Annotated in this window: 20 protein-coding genes, 1 tRNA gene and 2 pseudogenes; 8 read left to right on the top strand and 15 right to left on the bottom strand. The window is 53.5% G+C overall.

From position 1 onward, the window contains the following. Nucleotides 1-52: 52 nt before the first annotated feature. The 4 genes and pseudogenes from WEB64_RS06075 to WEB64_RS06060 form a co-directional block, all read right to left on the bottom strand. Entirely contained in the window at nucleotides 53-463 is a 411-nt protein-coding gene (locus WEB64_RS06075) for a hypothetical protein (RefSeq protein WP_368057755.1), read from the bottom strand. After that, entirely contained in the window at nucleotides 447-638 is a 192-nt protein-coding gene (locus WEB64_RS06070) for a hypothetical protein (protein WP_368057757.1), read from the bottom strand. The genes WEB64_RS06075 and WEB64_RS06070 overlap by 17 nt, the downstream gene beginning before the upstream one ends. A gap of 587 nt (nucleotides 639-1,225) precedes the next feature. After that, nucleotides 1,226-1,513: pseudogene (locus tag WEB64_RS06065) on the bottom strand (HigA family addiction module antitoxin); the annotation flags it as partial. 10 nt (nucleotides 1,514-1,523) lie between these two features. Beyond that, nucleotides 1,524-1,625, bottom strand: a pseudogene (locus WEB64_RS06060) (type II toxin-antitoxin system RelE/ParE family toxin); the annotation flags it as partial. A 249-nt stretch (nucleotides 1,626-1,874) separates the two neighbouring features. On the opposite strand from WEB64_RS06060, the gene WEB64_RS06055 reads away from it, so the two are divergent. Then, nucleotides 1,875-2,096 (top strand): hypothetical protein, encoded by a 222-nt coding sequence (locus WEB64_RS06055; RefSeq protein WP_368057759.1) that lies wholly within the window; start codon nucleotides 1,875-1,877, stop codon nucleotides 2,094-2,096. Next, nucleotides 2,077-2,379 (top strand): type II toxin-antitoxin system RelE/ParE family toxin, encoded by a 303-nt coding sequence (locus tag WEB64_RS06050; protein ID WP_368057761.1) that lies wholly within the window; start codon nucleotides 2,077-2,079, stop codon nucleotides 2,377-2,379. Before WEB64_RS06055 ends, WEB64_RS06050 begins: the two co-directional genes overlap by 20 nt. Before the next feature lie 61 nt (nucleotides 2,380-2,440). On the opposite strand, the gene WEB64_RS06045 is transcribed toward WEB64_RS06050, so the two are convergent. From WEB64_RS06045 to WEB64_RS06035, 3 genes are all read right to left on the bottom strand, one after another. After that, the gene (locus WEB64_RS06045) at nucleotides 2,441-3,151 is read right to left on the bottom strand and encodes a sulfite exporter TauE/SafE family protein (protein WP_368065531.1); all 711 of its coding nucleotides are present in this window, start codon (nucleotides 3,149-3,151) and stop codon (nucleotides 2,441-2,443) included. A 556-nt stretch (nucleotides 3,152-3,707) separates the two neighbouring features. Beyond that, nucleotides 3,708-3,794 (bottom strand) — tRNA-Leu (locus tag WEB64_RS06040). An 87-nt stretch (nucleotides 3,795-3,881) separates the two neighbouring features. Continuing rightward, entirely contained in the window at nucleotides 3,882-4,505 is a 624-nt protein-coding gene (locus WEB64_RS06035; protein WP_368057765.1) for a class I SAM-dependent methyltransferase, read from the bottom strand. A gap of 190 nt (nucleotides 4,506-4,695) precedes the next feature. On the opposite strand from WEB64_RS06035, the gene WEB64_RS06030 reads away from it, so the two are divergent. The 4 genes from WEB64_RS06030 to cydC are packed head-to-tail and all read left to right on the top strand — an operon-like array spanning nucleotide 4,696 to nucleotide 10,574. Beyond that, a complete protein-coding gene (locus WEB64_RS06030; RefSeq protein WP_368057767.1) occupies nucleotides 4,696-6,153 on the top strand; it encodes a cytochrome ubiquinol oxidase subunit I in 1,458 nt (485 codons plus the stop codon). A 1-nt stretch (nucleotide 6,154) separates the two neighbouring features. Continuing rightward, nucleotides 6,155-7,156 (top strand): cytochrome d ubiquinol oxidase subunit II, encoded by a 1,002-nt coding sequence (cydB, locus tag WEB64_RS06025; RefSeq protein ID WP_368057769.1) that lies wholly within the window; start codon nucleotides 6,155-6,157, stop codon nucleotides 7,154-7,156. Next, entirely contained in the window at nucleotides 7,157-8,875 is a 1,719-nt protein-coding gene (gene cydD, locus WEB64_RS06020; protein WP_368057771.1) for a thiol reductant ABC exporter subunit CydD, read from the top strand. Continuing rightward, nucleotides 8,868-10,574 (top strand): thiol reductant ABC exporter subunit CydC, encoded by a 1,707-nt coding sequence (gene cydC, locus WEB64_RS06015; protein WP_368057773.1) that lies wholly within the window; start codon nucleotides 8,868-8,870, stop codon nucleotides 10,572-10,574. The genes cydD and cydC overlap by 8 nt, the downstream gene beginning before the upstream one ends. A 25-nt stretch (nucleotides 10,575-10,599) precedes the next feature. Here cydC and WEB64_RS06010 read toward each other — a convergent pair whose 3' ends face one another. Both WEB64_RS06010 and WEB64_RS06005 read right to left on the bottom strand, forming a co-directional pair. Next, nucleotides 10,600-11,838: a trans-acting enoyl reductase family protein gene (locus tag WEB64_RS06010; RefSeq protein ID WP_368057775.1), complete on the bottom strand. Its 1,239-nt coding sequence runs from the start codon at nucleotides 11,836-11,838 to the stop codon at nucleotides 10,600-10,602. 61 nt (nucleotides 11,839-11,899) lie between these two features. Beyond that, nucleotides 11,900-12,319, bottom strand: a complete 420-nt coding sequence (locus tag WEB64_RS06005; RefSeq protein WP_368057777.1) for a hypothetical protein — start codon at nucleotides 12,317-12,319, stop codon at nucleotides 11,900-11,902. 203 nt (nucleotides 12,320-12,522) lie between these two features. Between WEB64_RS06005 and WEB64_RS06000 the strand changes: the two genes are divergently transcribed. After that, nucleotides 12,523-13,362 (top strand): ion transporter, encoded by an 840-nt coding sequence (locus tag WEB64_RS06000; protein WP_368057779.1) that lies wholly within the window; start codon nucleotides 12,523-12,525, stop codon nucleotides 13,360-13,362. A gap of 124 nt (nucleotides 13,363-13,486) precedes the next feature. On the opposite strand, the gene WEB64_RS05995 is transcribed toward WEB64_RS06000, so the two are convergent. The 4 genes from WEB64_RS05995 to WEB64_RS05980 form a co-directional block, all read right to left on the bottom strand. Further along, entirely contained in the window at nucleotides 13,487-13,768 is a 282-nt protein-coding gene (locus WEB64_RS05995; RefSeq protein ID WP_368057781.1) for a peptidylprolyl isomerase, read from the bottom strand. A 109-nt stretch (nucleotides 13,769-13,877) separates the two neighbouring features. Further along, a complete protein-coding gene (locus tag WEB64_RS05990) occupies nucleotides 13,878-14,819 on the bottom strand; it encodes an electron transfer flavoprotein subunit alpha/FixB family protein (protein ID WP_368057783.1) in 942 nt (313 codons plus the stop codon). Next, nucleotides 14,819-15,568: an electron transfer flavoprotein subunit beta/FixA family protein gene (locus WEB64_RS05985; RefSeq protein WP_368057785.1), complete on the bottom strand. Its 750-nt coding sequence runs from the start codon at nucleotides 15,566-15,568 to the stop codon at nucleotides 14,819-14,821. The genes WEB64_RS05990 and WEB64_RS05985 overlap by 1 nt, the downstream gene beginning before the upstream one ends. A 100-nt stretch (nucleotides 15,569-15,668) precedes the next feature. Further along, the gene (locus WEB64_RS05980; protein ID WP_368057787.1) at nucleotides 15,669-15,842 is read right to left on the bottom strand and encodes a hypothetical protein; all 174 of its coding nucleotides are present in this window, start codon (nucleotides 15,840-15,842) and stop codon (nucleotides 15,669-15,671) included. Nucleotides 15,843-16,181: 339 nt separating this feature from the next. On the opposite strand from WEB64_RS05980, the gene WEB64_RS05975 reads away from it, so the two are divergent. Beyond that, nucleotides 16,182-17,834 (top strand): electron transfer flavoprotein-ubiquinone oxidoreductase, encoded by a 1,653-nt coding sequence (locus tag WEB64_RS05975; protein ID WP_368057789.1) that lies wholly within the window; start codon nucleotides 16,182-16,184, stop codon nucleotides 17,832-17,834. 64 nt (nucleotides 17,835-17,898) lie between these two features. On the opposite strand, the gene WEB64_RS05970 is transcribed toward WEB64_RS05975, so the two are convergent. Together WEB64_RS05970 and WEB64_RS05965 are read right to left on the bottom strand one after the other, a co-directional pair. After that, on the bottom strand, nucleotides 17,899-18,360 hold the full coding sequence (locus WEB64_RS05970; RefSeq protein WP_368057791.1) for a peptidylprolyl isomerase: 462 nt from the start codon (nucleotides 18,358-18,360) through the stop codon (nucleotides 17,899-17,901). Nucleotides 18,361-18,561: 201 nt separating this feature from the next. Further along, nucleotides 18,562-19,073, bottom strand: a 512-nt coding sequence (locus WEB64_RS05965; protein WP_368065530.1) for a DUF1285 domain-containing protein, incomplete at its 5' end; no start/stop codon positions are given.

The following is a 19,073-nucleotide window of genomic DNA, read 5'->3' as shown; positions in this document are numbered from 1 at the left end:
TTCATGGCTCCATTCTCTCAGATGCTGGAGCCTCCTCAAAACTCGGGGCGGTTCAGAATGACCCCAATGCCCCCTTTCCTCCAGAGGTCCACCAACCATCTTTTTGGGCTTTTACTTGGGACAGCAACTCACTTTCTAAAGCTTCATTGTATGCTTCTTCAGCTCGCTCTTCTGCGTAATGCTCTGCGAATACATACAATACTTCCTCTGCGTCACCGCGTAACTTCTCTAGCTTTCCATCATGGTAAGCCAATAAGAATTTTTTAACATCGTCAGCTGGAATCGTGTCAACTTGTTGGTTTAACCGATATTGCTCCTTCCACAGATACTTTTCTTCTTTGTAGTCAGCATACGCAAGCATCCCAATTAATCGCTCTTTGGAATCAGGCTCTGCCTCCACTACCAACTTTTCAAAGATGTGATTGTAAACAGGATGCGCGCTTGTGTTAGCTTGTGACACCATGAATCAGAAGTTCCTTATCCAAGTTTTTACGCTTTCCATTGCGTACTTTCATTGCAGCTTCGAACGCAGAATCGGCCGCGCTGACGCTAACCTTGGTCATCTCGCCATTGACCTTCACATAGCGGTAATTTTCTGACGAGCTTCGATTCAGCTTAACTTTTCGCAGCTTTGCCATTTCTTTCACCTAAGAAGGCTATCTATATCAACATGTTGAGTAAAATTCTCAGCAGTGCTTTGACTATCAACTCAGCATAGCACACCGTTTATCATCCAGTCTGCAGCGTTTGCACTAAAGCGTGTGCTTTGTAGTAAAGGCGAAGCCGCAATGCAGTAGACGTCGCCGTGACTGGCATGGTTAGGCGACTGCGGCACGCAATAGCCTAAAGAAGCTGTAGAAGAACCCAAAGCGACGTCCGGATTCTGCAAGCACTGGCGTTTCTTGGGGCAGTGCCTGCATTGCAGTAAAAGGCCCTGGAAGTAGGCTCGACGCTTCGCCTTACGCAACCAAAGAGCTTCAGCGTCTTTATCCGAGAGCTAATCCAGATTCTCCAGCAGACGCTTCGCCAGCGTATGGAAATTTTGTCAAAAAAAATCTGCGTGTGCGCTTACTGAATTTTGGCCATGTTTCTGGCAACGACTTTATCGATTCGTAGGCAAACTCACGTTCGCTGGCGAAATCATCCCCCAAACCAACTGCCTGCTCCTGTTGGCCCAAACCCGTTCATAGGCCTGATACACCAGAGCTTTCGGGATGGTAGACCCAGCACTCCAGGGGCGAATATTCTTCAACTGGTCCGCCAGGGCATCTTCCGTAATCTCAATGTCGTAGGCTGCCTGAGCCCGCAACCAGTAGCCGTTGGACAAAGCAAAGAAGCGACAGAGTCGCAGGTCCGTGTCTGCGGTTATCGAACGCTTTCCCGCAATAATCTGGCCTACTCTCTGAGCAGGCACCCCAATTTCTTTGGCGAGGCGGTATTGAGAAATACCCATCGGTTCAAGAAATTCTTCCTTCAGTAACTCGCCTGGCGTTACGGCATCAATGTTGCGCATGGATTACCTCCTAATGGTAATCAACAATTTCGACGTCTTCCGCACCGGCCTTGGTCCAGCGGAAACAAACCCGGAACTGCCTGTTGATTCAAATGCTGTGCTGACCTCGGCGACCACTTGCCAGCTTCTCGGTATCCTTACACTTGAACAATATGATCATGACTTAATAATGACGCATTGCGTTAATAACGCCAAACGTTAGTGTCTGACAGGATAGATCAGGAGAGGGGCATAAAACGCCGCGCTTTGCGGCTGCGTTGAAGCGCGAGCGGAAAAGCAGTCCGACAATAGCATTTTGTTACAATTTGCCTCAATTGTGGCATATAGCTACAATTGAGAAGATTTTCAGGAGGACATTAACATGGCTACAACCAGCATACGTTTAGACCAAAACCTTATCGAAAAAGCAACTATCATAGCCAAAGCGCTTAATCGGACCCCGCCCAAGCAAATAGAACATTGGGCAAAAATCGGCGAGATGATGGAAGATAACCCCGATTTACCCTACGAGTTTGTGAGGCAGGCCATCATCGCGCAGGCAGAACGAGACGCCGGAAAGCTGGATGCCTACGATTTTGGTTAGGGCCATCCGTGTATTACAAACCCCTACATTCAAGAAAGTGGTGAAGAAGCTCAAGCCCAACCAGAAAAAGGACCTTGATTTAGCCGTTAAGGAGCTTATGGCCAACCCCAACATCGGAGAACAAAAGAAAGGGGGTCTGGCTTTTCTACGAGTCCATAAGTTCAAAATGAACAAGCAACTGACTCTGCTGGGTTACAATTTTGATGATGGCGCTTTTGTACTTGAACTGATGACCCTGGGCTCACACGAAAATTTCTACCGCGATCTCAAACAGCGAAAATGACGTTGTAACGTTGCCTTCCGCCACGCGCTTCGGCTGCAAGGTACGGTTATGCGGCTACTTGCTACTTGAAGGTCCGTACTGCATTCGCAATGATGTATGCGCCAAGCAGCAACAGCGCCACAAAGAACATCGTCCGGAATCGCTGTTCGGAAAGTCGCCTTCGGAGTGCCTGTCCCGCGACCATGCCGACAATCGCTGGCAGAACCGCGCCAATGGATAAGATAGCCTGCTCGGCGTTCAAGATCTTGGATTGCTGCAAGGCCAAGCCCAAAGCCACAGTTGAGGCCATGAACAGCATTCCCATTGCTTGAATCAGGACGTCGCGGGAAAGTCCGATCGCCTGCAAGAACATCACTCCCGGCACAACGAACGATCCCGTCATTCCGGTGAGGACGCCGTTGACTAATCCGGTCAACGGCCCCGCCCACACTTCGTGCCGAGCGGGGATCGCCAATCTGATGCCTCCGAGATTCACTACGGAGTACGTGACCAGAAGCATGCCAAGGAGGGCCGTCAGCAACGAAGGGTTCAGGCGTGTCAGCGCCATTACGCCGACCCACACTGTGGCAGTGGCCATCAGGAGAAACGGCCAGAGACGGGCGAGAATGACCTTGGCATTCCCACCGACTGCGGACTGCCAGAGATTCGCGAAAAACGACGGGACGAGCAACAAGGCCATCGCAGTCGGAAGATTCAGCGCGACACTCAGCAACGCCAGGCTTACGGTGGGTAGACCCAGGCCGATAACGCCTTTAACGACACCCGCAAGCAAGAAAGTTCCTGCGACGAGAAGCATGGTGGATATTTCAAGCACAGCGGCGGCCTCCTCTTCGGTCAATCGCCAGCTTTATTGCCACATAACGAGGCTGTAGAAAACCCCTCGAGCCTTTTTGCAATGAAACTCCTACATAAAATCTGAGTGTGTTTTCGATGTTGACCAAGTTTTAAGAATAGACGCTATTTTTAGCCTAATTAATGATCAATTTCAGGTCGATAAAGGCCGCCACCCTTGGCTCCTCGTTTTGGCTCGCACAAATAAGATTGTATGTAGCTACCACGTTGGAAAGCGCGAACTCTCATAGAGGCCGGGTAATCCCCCATTTTTAGCGGGGGAATTACCGCAGGGCAAACGCTACTGCTGGATCAGGACTGAACGGATAATAACGTGAACCCATATATGTGGTGGAGTGCCCTACCGACCGCTGAATATTCAAACAGTATCTGACAATGCCTTGGTGAACGTCATTCATTTCTTTAGTTCGGGCAGGCCTCAAACGTATCGAGGGAGAGAAGCGCGAGAGAGCAATTTTATATGTATTTAATTTTAATGGTGCCCGGAGCCGGACTTGAACCGGCACAGCCTAACGGCCGAGGGATTTTAAGTCCCTTGTGTCTACCAATTTCACCACCCGGGCAGGAGGATCTTCTTGAAGAGGGTCGGGATTGTATAAGGCCGTGCTCTTGAACGCAATTCTGTTCGCCCTCTCTGGTGCCTATTGTGGCTATACAGGCTTTTCTGCAAGGCCAAGATAGATGTAGGCGGCTATTTTGGGGGCTTTTGGCATGTACAGATTGTCGAGTTCTTTGATGCGAAAACCGGCTTGTTTCAGGTAATCCGCTATCGGACGATTAAGATGGCAGCCGCCTGCGATCTTTTTCCATGCGGGTGTAACGCGGTCCTGCCATTTCGCCACTGCTGGCTCCGGTGACTGACCGTGTTCGCAGAACAGGAGTTGGCCGCCCGGCCGCAGCACGCGGAACATTTGGTGCAGGGCTGTTTCCCAGTCGGGAATGGTACATAGCGTAAATGTCAGTACAACCGTGTCTATGCTGTTGTCCGGCAGCGGGATGGCCTCGCCCGGCAGGTCTAGCCATTCCACTTCCACCGGAGCGCTTTGCAGGTTGGATTGGGCTTTCCGGCGCATGCCTTCTGAGGGCTCAAGGCCGTAAACTTTGGTGACCTTGCTGGCATCGTATAGCGAGAGGTTGATACCTGAGCCCATCCCCACTTCAAGCACCACACCGGTTGCCCGGGGGACCACTCGCTGCCGGAGTTTCATCACCTGCCCGACGGAACAGGCCTTGTTAATGACGTGGGGCAGGATGTATGTATCGTAAAAGCCCATGATGTTCCCTATACTCCGGGTTAAGAATTTAACGGCGGTTATTGCGTTAAACTCATCACAAACATGCAATATCCCAGATCTGCAACATGGCAGACATTCGCCGGTAATAACAATATACAAGATGCGATAAAGGCAGTGCCAGGCGGGCGCAAACTGATTTTATTGATTTTGACGGTTACCGGAGGTTCCTGTGGAATTAGATCCCCTCATTTTATCGCGTATCCAGTTTGCGTTCGTTGTGTCTTTTCACGCGATCTTTCCGGTGTTTACCATCGGGCTGGCATCATTCATTGCTTTTCTTGAAGCCCTTGCTTTTAAAACCGGTAACCCGGTCTGGCTGCGCTTGTCTGCTTTCTGGACAAAGGTGTTTGCGGTGGTCTTCGGTATGGGGGTTGTTTCGGGCATCGTGATGTCGTTCCAGTTTGGCACTAACTGGAGCAATTTCTCTCAGGCCTCTGCGAATTTTCTGGGGCCGATGCTGAGCTATGAAGTGGTCACCGCCTTCTTCCTGGAGGCTGCTTTCCTGGGGGTATTGCTGTTCGGCCGTGACAAGGTGCCCAAAGGGGTACATCTTTTGGCGGCCATTATGGTGGCGGTCGGCACGTTCATTTCCTCGTTCTGGATTCTGTCTGCGAACAGCTGGCTGCATACGCCTGCGGGCGTGGAACTGCGGGATGGCATTTTCCATGTGGTGTCCTGGACCGAAGCCATTTTCAATCCATCCTTCCCCTATCGCTTTGCTCATATGGGCCTGGCTTCGTTTCTGACCGGCGCTTTTGTGGTGGCTGGTGTGAGTGCCTGGTACCTGTTGCGTGGCCGAGAGGTTGAGGCGAACCGCAAAGCCCTGTCCATCTGTCTGTGGCTGCTATTGATCATTGCGCCGACCCAAGCGGTATTGGGGGATTTCCACGGCCTTAACACCCTGGAACATCAGCCCATGAAAGTCGCCGCGATGGAGGGTAACTGGGAAACCAGTACCCGGGTGCCATTACTGTTGTTCGCTATTCCGGATAACGAGACGCAATCGAATCACTATGAGGTGGGTATACCCGGGCTGGCGAGCCTGATCCTCACTCACGATATCGACGGGGAAGTGCCTGGTTTGAATGAGGTGGCGGAGGACGAGCAACCGCCGGTCGCGATTGTGTTCTGGGCGTTCCGCGTTATGGTTGGGCTGGGGCTGTTGATGATTGCAGTCGCTGTGACTGGGCTTTTGCTCAGAGCTAAAGGACGGATATGGGAAGCCCGCTGGTTCCTGCAGGGGCTCCGGTTTATGAGCATCACACCGTTTGTTGCGGTGCTGGCGGGGTGGGTTGTGACCGAGAGCGGGCGTGCGCCCTGGCTGGTCTACGGAATGATGACCCATGAACAGGGCCTGACACCATCCCTTACAGGCGGAATGGCACTGTTCAGTTTGATCGGTTACGTGGTGGTTTATGCGCTGGTCTTCAGTGCCGGTATTTACTACCTCCTTCGCGTGCTTTATGTCGGGCTTGAAAATCAGCCCGTGGAAGAGGAATACGGCGGTGACCGTGGCGTTGACCGGCCAATGCGGCCCATGTCAGCAAGCCATGTTCCGTTCGAGTACAACAAGCCGGGCATGAAAATCGGTAAATTCCGTACGCCAAACAATGAGGGAGGAGCGTAACATGGAGCCATCTGAACTCACGTTGATCTGGGCATTCATTATCGGCTTTGGCGTCATCATGTATGTGCTGATGGACGGTTTCGATCTCGGCCTGGGCATTCTGTTCCCGTTTGCACCGGACGATATCGCGCGGGATGTAATGATGAACTCTGTGGCCCCGGTGTGGGACGGCAACGAGACCTGGCTGGTACTCGGTGGCGCTGGCCTGCTGGCGGCGTTCCCGCTGGTCTATTCCATTGTGTTGCCTGCGCTGTATATCGGGGTGTTCCTGATGCTGGCCGGGTTGATCTTCCGGGGTGTGGCGTTTGAATTCCGCTTTAAGGCGAATACGTCACGATATCTCTGGGATTGGGCATTTGCTGGCGGCTCAATGGTTGCAGCGTTTGCTCAGGGCGCTGTCGTCGGTGCCTACATACAAGGCTTTGAAACCGCAAACCGGGTATACGTTGGTGGCGCTCTGGACTGGCTCACGCCCTTTACCGTTTTGACCGGGCTTGGCCTGATGGCAGGCTACGCTCTACTCGGCGCCACCTGGCTGATCATGAAATCCGAGGGCTATATTCAGGACTGGGCTTATCGCATCACCCTGCCCTTACTCGCAGCCGTGCTTCTCGTTTTTGCTTTGGTGAGTGTCTGGACACCGTTTATTGATGACATGGTCCGGGACCGATGGTTCTCTGCAATCCAGGTCATCTGGGTTTTACCAGCGTTGGCCTCGGCCTGTGCCTTCCTGATATTCCGCTCAGTGCGCAAACGCTATGAGGGCATGCCTTTTGTTGCCACGATGGGTCTGTTTATTTTCACCTATCTTGGCTTGCTGGTGAGCCGCTGGCCTTATGTTGTACCGCCTGAGTACACGATCTGGGATGCTTCATCTGCCTATGAATCACAGTTGTTCCTGCTCATTGGTCTTATCTTTGTCATTCCTGTGGTGCTGGGTTATACCGCCTGGACCTACTGGGTATTCCGCGGCAAAGTTCGGGCTGGCGAGGGCTACCACTGAGTGGCAAAAACCACCCATGGAGCGTCCCGGCTTGATGCTGCCCGGTGGCTAAGGAGTCAGACTGCGGGTAGCCGTAAGCTGGTTACCCGCACCATAGCAGCAGGCTTGTTAGCTGGCCTGTTTACAATACTGCAGATGGGGCTGTTAGCGTGGATTATTCACGCTGCAGTGATCCTTGATAACAGTGCCATGTCTTTACTGCCCTTTTTCGTGGGGCTGGTGCTGGCCATAACGGGACGCTCCCTCGCTCAGGGTTTTCAGGCCCGCTCGGCAGCACTGTGCAGTCACACCATTCGTCAGAACATCCGTATTGAACTTTTGTCGCGCTGGCAGGCGCTCGGCCCCGTTCGTTTGCTGGACACCTCGGCAGGCACCCTGGCACGGGAATGGGTTGAGCACGTCGAAGCGCTACACGGTTACTTTGCGCGTTTTATGCCACAGCAAATACTGTGTATCGCAGTGCCCCTGATGATCGTCATTGTTGTGGCCTGGCTTGATTGGCTGGCGGCGATTTTTCTGATTATCTCGGCCCCGTTGATTCCGTTGTTTATGGCACTGGTCGGCATGGGCGCCGAGAAGCTGAACCAGGAACACTTCCAATTGATCGGACGGTTATCTGGCCATTTTCTCGACCGCATCCGGGGCCTTACAACGCTTCAACTGTTCGGGCAAACCCGGGCTGCCGCTGAAACCATCCATACCCGCTCCCACCAGTACCGACGTGTGACCATGAGAATGCTCAAAGTAGCGTTTCTCTCCTCGGCTGTGCTGGAGTTTTTTTCTTCCGTGGCCATTGCGGTGGTCGCCATGTACGTCGGTTTTGGGCTGTTGGGATATCTGTCCTTTGGTCCGGCGCCGGAATTGACATTGTTCTCCGGTCTTTTCATTCTCCTGCTGGCTCCAGAGTTCTTTCAGCCGCTGCGTTTATTGTCACAGCATTACCACGATCGTGCCTCGGCCCTCGGCGCTACAGAGGAAATTCTCCGGCGGCTGGAATCCGATCCAGAGTCTGTTAATAGTAAATACGCTTTTGAAGAACACCCGGACGAACCGCCCCCTGCTGCAACGGTCGCCACGGAAGAGAGGATCGTCATTCAATCAGCCCACGTCGCTTTCCCGAACGGCCGGGTTGGCCTGGACAGCGTCAGTCTGGTGATTAACCGGGGCGAAGCCATCGCATTGACCGGGCCTTCTGGCGGCGGGAAAACCACGTTCCTGCATCTTCTGGCAGGTTTTTTGAGACCTTGCCAAGGCTTCGTTCGGGTATTCGGGTACCCGGCCGGGGAGCAACGATTTGGGTGGCTCGGGCAGTCCGCCTTCATGGTTCAGGGAAGCTGGGCAGACAATTTGCGAGTCACTTGCCCGGATGCTACTGACGGGATGATCGAGTCGGCACTGCAAGCTGCCGGTCTTGGCGACCTGCTGACAAGTCGGTCAGGTGGAATCCATAGCCTGGTCTCGGAAGCTGGCGGGGGGCTCTCTGGCGGCCAGGCCAGGCGGCTTGGTTTGGCGCGCTTGTTCCTCGCTGACGTCGACCTGATACTCCTTGATGAACCGACCGCTGCCCTGGATGCAGAATCCGAGCGTTTTGTTCTTGCGTCGCTTCAGCGCCTCAGTACTCAGGGTAAGACTCTGGTGTTCGCCACCCATCACCCTTCCCTGCTGGGGCTGGCTACCCGGGTCATCCGCATCGATGGAGGGCGCATTCTTAATGAATGAGCTGCTGCCCTGGTTAAGGCTGATCGGTCAACGAAAGGCACGGTTGTTTGTCGGCGCTGTCCTGATGCTGGCCACCCTGCTCTCGGGCCTCGGCTTGTTGGCGTTGTCAGGCTGGTTTATCACCGCTACCGCGCTGGCTGGCATACTGATGGCGGCCGGTACCGCGATCATATTCGACGTTTATGTACCCGGTGGGGGTATTCGCGCCTTTGCCCTTACCCGAACGGTGGGTCGTTACCTGGAGCGGGTCTACAACCACGATACAGTGCTGCGATTGTTGGCAGATATCCGCGTTCATGTGTTCCGGAGTCTGGCTGCTTCAAAGAGTCAATTCCGCGACCGGGGCTCCGACTGGCTGGCCCGCATGACCACGGACGTGGATGCCATGGACACGCTTTTCCTGCGGCTGGTGGCACCGACCGGCCTGGCGGCATTATTAAGTCTGGGGTTGGTGGGGATACTCGGTGCCGGAGCAGGTTTCGACTTTGCACTGGTGATTGCTGTATTTCTTATATCAGCATTCCTGACGGCGACGATAGCATTGTACTGGCGAACGGGAGCGCGCTCGTACCGGCAACAGGACGCTCTTGAAACCCTGCGTGGCGACGTTATCGAATATCTTGAGGGTCAGGCGGAATTGACGGCTGCAGGGGTCGTTCCGAGCCACCGCGAGAAACTGTTGGCCAATACTGAACAATGGTCACAGAACCAAAGCATTATCGACCAGCGCAGCGGATGGCATGGCGCTATCTCCATGCTGTTCGTGAACGGTTCGGTGGTGGCAGCCTTGTGGCTGGGGTTGCACCTGTTTCAGACGGACGTAATCTCAGGCCCGGTAATGGTACTGATACCACTTGCTCTGCTGGCCATGAATGAAGTGTATGGCATGCTTCCTGACGCCTATGCTCGCCTTGGCGCTACCATCGCTGCAGCGCAACGACTGAACCGGGACAGTGGCTACCCTTCTGCGGCTGCGACCGAAGGCTCAGCGAGGTCCATTATAGAGGACAGTGCCGCAATGTCTGCGCCTGCGCTAGCGTGGAGCGGAGTGACTATTAACAAATTGGCCGCGGTCGGGGTAAAAAGTGACCCAGCAGCAGCTGATCAAATGCCCCCAGGTTTTTCCTATGCCGTAAGGCCCGGCAAACATGTGGGATTCGTAGGCCCTTCAGGTTGTGGCAAATCCACTCTGGCGAATATAGCAGCGGGGCTTTCGGCACCCGGCGCGGGCCGTTGCCAGCTCGAGTCGGAGCAAGGTGTGGTTGCCCCCTGCGCTCATCATGCCTGGGTGAGCTACCTGACCCAGACAACTCACCTGTTTGACGACACGCTGGGGAACAATCTCCGGATCGCTGATCCGAATGCCAGTGACCAACAGTTGTTGAGCGTATTGGAAACTGTGGCACTTACTGACCTGTTAGCCCAATTACCGGAGGGCCTGGATACGTGGCTTGGCGCATACGGGAAACAGGTTTCGGGCGGAGAGGCCCGCCGTATTGCCCTGGCTCGCGCGCTGCTTCGCGATACCGGTTTGATCATTCTGGACGAGCCGTTCACTGGCCTCGACGAAACTACCAGGACCGTGGTCAGGGACCGCATGTCACCGTGGCTGGCGGGCAAAACCGTGATCTGTTTTGCCCACTCCCCGGCGGCGCTCACCCAGGTGGATACGGTCGTGACACTGGAACGTCTTCACTAACCGTATCCGGGTTATCGGTACAATGTCACCGTTGTTCCTGCAGTTCGAACGTCAGACCGGAATGCGCCCGCAATCTCTCAAGCAAGTGGTCTCCAAAGATGGATGACGGCGTCCAGAAACCACCTGCTTTATCCGTTTTGCTGACATCCAGGGCCAGACACAAAACTGCTTGCCCTAACATTTTTCCAGTAGAGCCATAGCCCGGGTCCATATCACCGGTGACCTTGGTCCGGATACTCTGGCCTTTGGCGGTTTTACCGATAAAGCGCAAATCGTAGAAGCCTTTTTTCTGGGCATCGTCGCTGGGGCCTTCGCCGGGTTTGGGCACCACAAACCGTTCGAGCACATAACGTGTGGGTTTGACTGCTGACGCCACCAGGAAGCCTCCCATGGCGGCAGTAATGCCGTATGCAGCCAAGCGGCCTTTCATACCTTTTCCGGTCATCATGGCTTCGTCGTACAGGAATTCCCTTCCATAGGTGGCGCCCTGCAATGCGTTGGAGCGGTGCACGATTCGGGTATTGATAGCGGCCATCACGAAAGGCGCAAGCCAGACATCGAAATCCGGGTCGAATTCAGCCGATTTCACATTGGGCTGGCGAGCAGTGGAGCGGTGCTTCGGTGGGCAGAGGGAAAAGGGGTTCGCCAGTTCCTTGCGTAGTGCGGGATTGGAAGCTGCCTCTTTCGCGACGTTCATCAGGCTGGCCACGGTGCCGCCGGAGAATTCTCCTTTGGCAGTCCGCACACGCATTTTGACCTGGGTACAGGTCGAGCCGAAGGTTTGCTTTGCCTGCTGCTGCAGAAAATAGACACCCATGTCGGATGGAATCGAATCGAACCCGCAGCAATGTACGATTCTGGCACCGGAAGCTTTGGCTTGATCTTCATAGGTTTCGATCATCTGCCGGATCCACTGTACTTCACCGGTCAGGTCGCAATAGTCTGTTCCCAGCTCCGTACATACCTTTACCAGCGGTTCCCCATACAGCGCGTAAGGTCCAACCGTGGAGATCACAACCCGGGTCTGCTCGCATAAGGCCCGTAAAGAAGCCTCATCGCCCGCATCAGCAGTAAGAATGGTCAGGTTTTCAGCGGCCATACCCAGATCAGTTTTCAGATTCAGCAGTTTCCCCTCTGACCTGCCTGCAATCGCCCACCGGACTTCTTCGTCTACTCCAACCGTTTCCAGCAGGTAGCGGCTCAATATCTGACCCACAAAACTGGTGGCTCCAAATACCACAATATCAAAAGATTGTTGGCTCATTCGTCGTCCTTAGTCGAGCGTTGTTTACAAATAATGCCGGACACTCCAGAAGCAGCCATTCTCAAAACACCGAGATGCTTTTTCTCCGCGCGCCCATGATCGATAGAAATACAGCTACCCCCAAGCCCCAAAAGCCATTCAGGATCAAACCACCAATCCACATCTGGGCACTCGGTTCCATGCCCTTGAGAGGCAAAACCACAAGCATGGCGACGACGGTGGGGCCTATGGCACCCAGGATAATCATGAGCGACCAGAAGCCAGCAGCGCGCATTCGCCCAAGGATGGCCCAAAGTGCCATGCCCCAAAGGCCACCAAAGAAAGCAAGCGAGATCACAGCGGGAACGCCCAGAGGCGGTACCGGCGCCAGGTTAAAGGGTTCAACGGGCACAATGCCAGCATAGAAAAAGACCGCAAACAGCCCCTGATGAAAGATAAGTGTGGCCAGAAATCCGCTGACAAACGCTTTGAACCAAACCATTATCTGAATCCTGTCTTGGAGGGAGTATGGTGGCATTGTGTGCCGAATTGACTACAAGCCGCAAATACGTATGTCTTTTTGTGGTGGTTCTCTTTCGAAGGAGGGTGGAAGTTAGCCCAACCATTTATCGCTGAACAGGGTTCGGTTCTGGTCTACAATCAGCGCCTGAATCCTTTTGCCCGTCACAGGAGCTTAACATCACAATGTTCCCGGCATCGTCCAGCGCCCAATCCTCCGTGTTGCAGTCTCTGAGGCAACTGGAAACCAGCCGCATCTTCCAGACCGTCGTGATTTCCATCATCGTTTTGTCTGCTCTTACCATTGGTGCGAAAACCTACGATGTACCGCCATTGTTCTCCCAGGCGCTTGCTGTGATGGATATGGCTATCACTGTTTTTTTCCTGATCGAAATTCTGTTCCGGTTTGGCGTCTGTCCGAGCAAAAAGCGCTTTTTGCTGGATGGCTGGAATCTGTTTGACACGTTGGTGGTGATTGGCAGCCTGATCCCTCTTGATAACTCGGAAGCGGTATTACTGGGCCGACTATTGCGAGTTTTCCGGGTGTTGCGATTGGTCTCGGTGGTACCCGAGCTGCGGTTCCTGATCAACTCGCTGCTCAAGGCCATTCCTCGCATGGGCTATATCGCCCTGCTGATGTTCATCATTTTCTACATATACGCTGCAATGGGCTCAATGTTTTTTGCCAACGTGGATGAGTTTCTCTGGGGAGACGTCGCTGTAGCCATGTTAACACTATTCCGTGTGGCGACTTTTGAGGATTGGACCGACGTGATGTATGGCACCATGGAGGTCTATCCTCTAAGTTGGGTTTACTATCTTACGTTTATATTTTTAACAGCATTTGTGTTTTTAAACATGATGATAGGCACTATTCTTGAAGTGATGAGCGAAGAGAAGAATGCGAAGCAGGCACAGCAGGCTCATGACGAGCGTGACGACATGGCGAGGAAGCTTGACGAGGTACAAAATAAGCTGGATGAATTGGTTAAGATAGTGAGCGACAACCAGCGGCAATCAAAATAGCGTTATGAAAGTAGTGGCGGGAGAAAAATGTTCGAACAATCGTACCTGAAAAACAGTATTGGTTAAAAAGCGCGCCGAAACGGCAGAACCGGAGTTCTGCCGTTTCGGCAACTTTCGAACCTGATCAGTCCTGCCGCGCAGTGACTTCCAGCAGGTGATAACCGAACTGGGTTTTAACCGGGCCCTGTACTTCATTGACAGGCGCTGAAAATACGACTTTATCAAATTCCGGGACCATCTGGCCGGGGCCAAATTCGCCGAGATCACCACCGTTCTTGCCAGACGGGCAACTGGAGTGTTCCTTCGCCAGTGTGGCGAAATCCTCACCATCCGCGATGCGGGTTTTGAGTTCGTTGCAGGTTGCTTCATCGGCAACCAGAAGATGACGGGCTGAGGCTTTTGCCATGACCAATTCTCCAAATTAAGTGAACGAGCATAATAGCGCGTTACGGAATGATAAAAAAGCCATAAAAAAGGACGCTAAAGAGCGTCCTTTTTTAATTTAAATCAGTTGATTAAAGAACTTTCTTCAATTCTTCTTCCAACTGCGGAATCGCTTGGAACAAGTCCGCCACCAGGCCATAGTCTGCAACCTGGAAGATCGGCGCTTCTTCATCCTTGTTGATCGCAACGATCACTTTGGAATCCGACATACCGGCCAGATGCTGAATGGCACCGGAAATACCTACCGCGACGTACAGCTGCGGCGCAACAATCTTACCGGTCTGACCGACCTGCATGTCGTTCGGCACGAAACCGGCGTCAACCGCAGCACGGGAGGCACCTACAGCGGCACCTAACAGATCCGCGATCTGCTCCAGCATCTTGAAGTTTTCACCGTTCTGCATGCCGCGACCACCGGAAATCACGATACCGGCACTAGCCAGGTCCGGACGGTCTGATTTGGCAAGCTCTTCGTTGACAAAAGTCGACAGACCGGCATCTTTTACGATGTCCAGTTGCTCGACAGCAGCAGAACCGCCTTCAGCAGCTACCGGATCAAACGCCGTCGGGCGCACGGTAATGACTTTAATGGCATCACTGCTCTTAACCGTCGCGATGGCGTTACCGGCGTAGATCGGACGAACAAAGGTGTCCTCTGACTCGACCCGCATGATGTCAGACACCTGGGCAACATCTAACAACGCTGCCACGCGAGGCATGAAATCTTTACCTACGGTACCGGCTGCCGCGAAGATATGACCATAGCTTTTACCGACTTCGGCGACCAGTTCGCCCAGGTTTTCACCCAGAAAGTGGCCATAAACAGCGTTGTCGGCGACCAGCACCTTATTGACGCCGTCAATTTTGGCGGCGGCTTCCGCCACACCGCTCACGTTCTCGCCAGCCACCAGCACATCAATGTCACCACCAACGGCCTTGGCTGCAGCCACAACGCTCAGCGTCGCCTGTTTGAGTTCACTGTTGTCGTGTTCAGCAATAACAAGGATGCTCATCAGATCACCTTCGCTTCGTTCTTCAGTTTATCGACCAGCTCAGCTACATCTTCCACCATCACGCCAGCCTGGCGTGAAGCCGGAGCTTCTACTTTCAGCGTGGACAAGCGAGCTGCAATATCGACACCCAGATCGGCCGGGCTCATGACATCCAGCGGCTTCTTCTTGGCTTTCATGATATTGGGCAATGAGGCATAACGGGGTTCGTTCAGACGCAGATCTGTGGTCACCACCGCAGGCAGGCCCAGTGAGACAGTCATCAGACCGCCGTCTACTTCGCGGGTAACATTAACCTTCTCGCCGTCTACCACAACCTCGGAGGCGAATGTTCCCTGGCCCATGCCGGTCAGAGCGGCCAGCATCTGACCGGTCTGGTTGTTGTCAGAATCGATGGATTGTTTACCCAGAATGACCAGCTTGGGCTCTTCCTTTTCGACAACGGCTTTCAGCAGCTTGGCTGCTTCGAGTGACTGAACCTCTTCAGCCGTCTCTACATGGATGCCACGATCCGCGCCCAATGCCAGAGCGGTACGGATCTGCTCCTGGCAGGCCTTGGGGCCGATAGATACCACGACGATCTCGCTGGCAACGCCCTTTTCCTTCAGGCGAACCGCTTCCTCCACCGCGATTTCGCAGAATGGGTTCATTGCCATTTTAACGTTTGCAAGATCAACGCCGGTGTTGTCCGGCTTGACGCGTACCTTGACGTTGTAGTCGATTACTCGTTTTACAGCGACCAGAACCTTCATAGATTCCTCGTTCTTCTACAATGGGTTTGATGACATGCAATTAAATTGCCCGTTAGCCTCCCGCAGGGGGCTATTCGTTATCTTCCTAACTGCTTTCCCGTCAGTTGAGTTTCCCGTCAACCGACTGCAAATCAACAGCTTCACTGTTCTGGGCCCATACTAAGGAAATGAGCACCCTCAAAGCACTCTCATCCTCGGGGGCCATAATACTGACGGCAAAGCGGGAATGGGTCAATAGCTCCGGCGAACGCTCAAGCGCCTCACGCAGAGTCATTGTTCCAGTCCTTGACTGCCTTCACCAACCGAGACGATACTACAAATCGCCTCAAGTGTGTGGTTAAGCATGCAGCTTCATACGAAGGTTACGATGCCAAAGGATAGGATCAAATTCAAACAAACGTTTGTTTGATTTCCAGAATATTATACCCTTGTGTGCCAATGAGTCAGTCGTTTGGGGGCGTTCACAGTCGTTTCCCACCAGTAAGTTCGCTATTATGGGTGCCTTATTCTGGACGCAGCTGAACAGGCTGACCTAACTTAAAAGAGAGAACAGGATCACAGAGCATTGCAGTGCCTGAATCCTTATATCCACCAGGAAGTTGAGGAGACCAACGTGGAACGCGAATCGATGGAATTTGATGTTCTGATCGTCGGCGGCGGGCCTGCCGGTTTGTCGGCCGCTTGTCGTATCATGCAATTGGCTGAGGAAGCTGGCGAGGAGAAGACCGTTTGCGTCGTCGAAAAAGGTTCTGAAATTGGCGCCCACATTCTTGCTGGCACCGTGTTCGAGCCCACGGCGCTGAATGAACTTTTCCCGGATTGGAAAGAGAAAGGCGCGCCACTGAACACCCCGGTTACCCGGGACGATATTTTTGTTCTTCGTGGGGCGGACTCTGCTACCAAGGTACCGGGAGCCTTTGTTCCCAAAAGCATGCACAACCATGGCAACTACATCATCAGTCTGGGCAATCTTTGTCGCTGGCTGGCTGAGCAGGCCGAGGGTATGGGCGTCGAGGTTTACCCGGGATTTGCCGCGGCAGAAACCATCATTGAAGATGGCCAGGTAAAAGGCATTATCACCGGTGATATGGGTGTCGCCCGGGACGGTAGTGAAAAAGAAGGCTATATGCCTGGCATGGAATTGCGCGCCAAGTACACCCTGTTTACCGAGGGCTGCAGGGGCCATTTGGGCAAGCAGCTGATCCGCGATTTCAAGCTGGACGAGGGCAAGGACCCGCAGCACTACGGTATCGGTATCAAGGAACTATGGGACATCGACCCGGCCAAACACGAGCCTGGTCTTGTGGTCCACACGACCGGCTGGCCACTGACCGAAACCGGCTCTACTGGTGGTTCATTCCTCTACCATCTGGAAAACGGCCAGGTTTATGTCGGGTTAATTGCGGATCTGTCCTACAGCAACCCACATATGAGCCCTTTTGAGGAGTTCCAGCGGTTAAAGCTACACCCGGAAATACGCAAACACCTGGAAGGTGGCAAGCGAGTTTCCTACGGTGCCCGTGCTCTGTCCAAGGGTGGCTTTAATTCACTACCTAAAATGAGCTTCCCTGGCGGCCTTATATTGGGTTGTGATGCGGGTACGTTGAACAGCTCAAAGATCAAAGGCTCACACACCGCCATGAAATCTGGGCTGTTGGGCGCAGAAGCGGTATTTGAGGCACTTAAGGAAGGCAAGAACGGTGAAGAAATCACCAGTTTCGCTGATCGCTTCAAAAACAGCTGGCTATACAAAGAACTCTTCGATGAACGCAATTTCGGCCCGTCCATGCACAAGTTCGGCAACATCGTCGGGGGCGGCATTGCGTTCTTTGAGCAGAACATTCTACATCGCAGCCTGCCCTTCACGTTCCATGACACCGTACCGGATTATGCGACGCTGAAGGAAGCTTCCAACGCAAAGAAAATCAGCTATCCGAAGCCGGATAATAAACTGACCTTTGATCGTTTGACGTCGGTGTTCGTCTCCAATACCAACCATGAGGAAGACCAGCCGGTTCACCTGAAACTCACGGACCCGGACATTCCTATTGAGCACAACTTGCCAAAATATGACGAGCCTGCTCAACGTTATTGCCCAGCCGGCGTATACGAGGTGGTTGAAAAGGATGATGGCAGTGGTAAACGCTTCCAGATCAACGCGCAGAACTGTGTGCACTGCAAGACCTGCGATATCAAGGACCCCGCCCAGAATATTACCTGGGTGACGCCTGCGGGCGGTGGTGGCCCAAACTACCCCAATATGTAAAACCCCAGAGCAAAAAAAACGGCCCACAACGGGCCGTTTTAATTTGCCGACTACGTCAAACTGATCAGTGAACGTGGCCGTGCTCTGCTTCTTCTTCACTCGCTTCGCGAGCCTCAACCACTTCCACATCAAAATGCAGGGTTTGACCTGCCAGTGGGTGGTTGGCGTCAATAGTGACGGTTTCGTCATTGACTTCCACAACACGGACAACCTGTGGGCCGCCCGGAGTTTGCGCCTGGAACTGCATGCCTGGCTCGATTGATTCAACGCCTTCGAACGCGGTACGGGGAACTGGCTGAACCAGCTCTTCATTCACTTCACCGTAGCCTTCAGCAGGATCGATAGAGACCTTAAGCGCAGCGCCTGCGTCTTTATCGTTCAGTGCGTTCTCTAGTCCACCGATAATATTCTGAGCACCTTCCAGATAGGTCAGCGGCTCACGACCTTCGCCACGGGAGGAGTCAAGCTGCTCTCCCTCGTCGTTGGTGAGCGTGTAATGGATGGTGACAACACGAGGTTGGGCCATGTGATCTCCTTGCGTGTCGCAATGATTGCATGAATTGAAAAACGTGGGTAACCGAAAGTGTCCTGAACAGCGAACTGCACGGAAGAACTGACGATCACCGGGCCCGTAAGAGAGCCAAGCTCTGACAACATTCAGAAAACAAGTCTAACAAGGGTCAGACTGACTTTTCCACAGCTAAAGGTAAGGGCGCATAGCGGGAATTCAAGCCCCCTGCCCGATTTCGAAGAAAACGCCATCGCTCCAGACCCCGAAACTGTTATCAGAACCGTCCGGGTTTTCAACAACATGAGCGGCAAGCTCATAGAACGCAGATGTTACCAGCCGAGCTTCCAATCCGTGGCGCACCATTACAACCGGCCTCGGCTCATCGGAGTCGGAATAGGTACCCACAACCAACAAGTGAGCTGTTCCAACAAGCAACCTCTCCTCTGCACTGGTGGTCAGATACAGCTCCTGGTGCTCACCTTCGCCGACGGCTTCAAGGGAATGCGCTTGCAGCGGAGTATCCTCAACCTGAATACGCCATTTCTCGACTGGAGTCACCAGATAGTACTCGTTGTCGTCCTCCCGCCGCATAATGGTGGAGAACAGTTTGGTCAAGGCCCGGCGTTCCATTAATTCGCCCTTGTAGTACCAGTTATCATCGCGGGCAATCCGTATATCAATGTCACCAGACAGCTCCGGATGCCATTGATCAACTGGCGGCAAACCTT

It is taken from the genome of Marinobacter sp., from assembly GCF_040882185.1.
GTDB lineage: Bacteria > Pseudomonadota > Gammaproteobacteria > Pseudomonadales > Oleiphilaceae > Marinobacter.
This window is presented reverse-complemented; position numbering and strand designations above follow the sequence as displayed.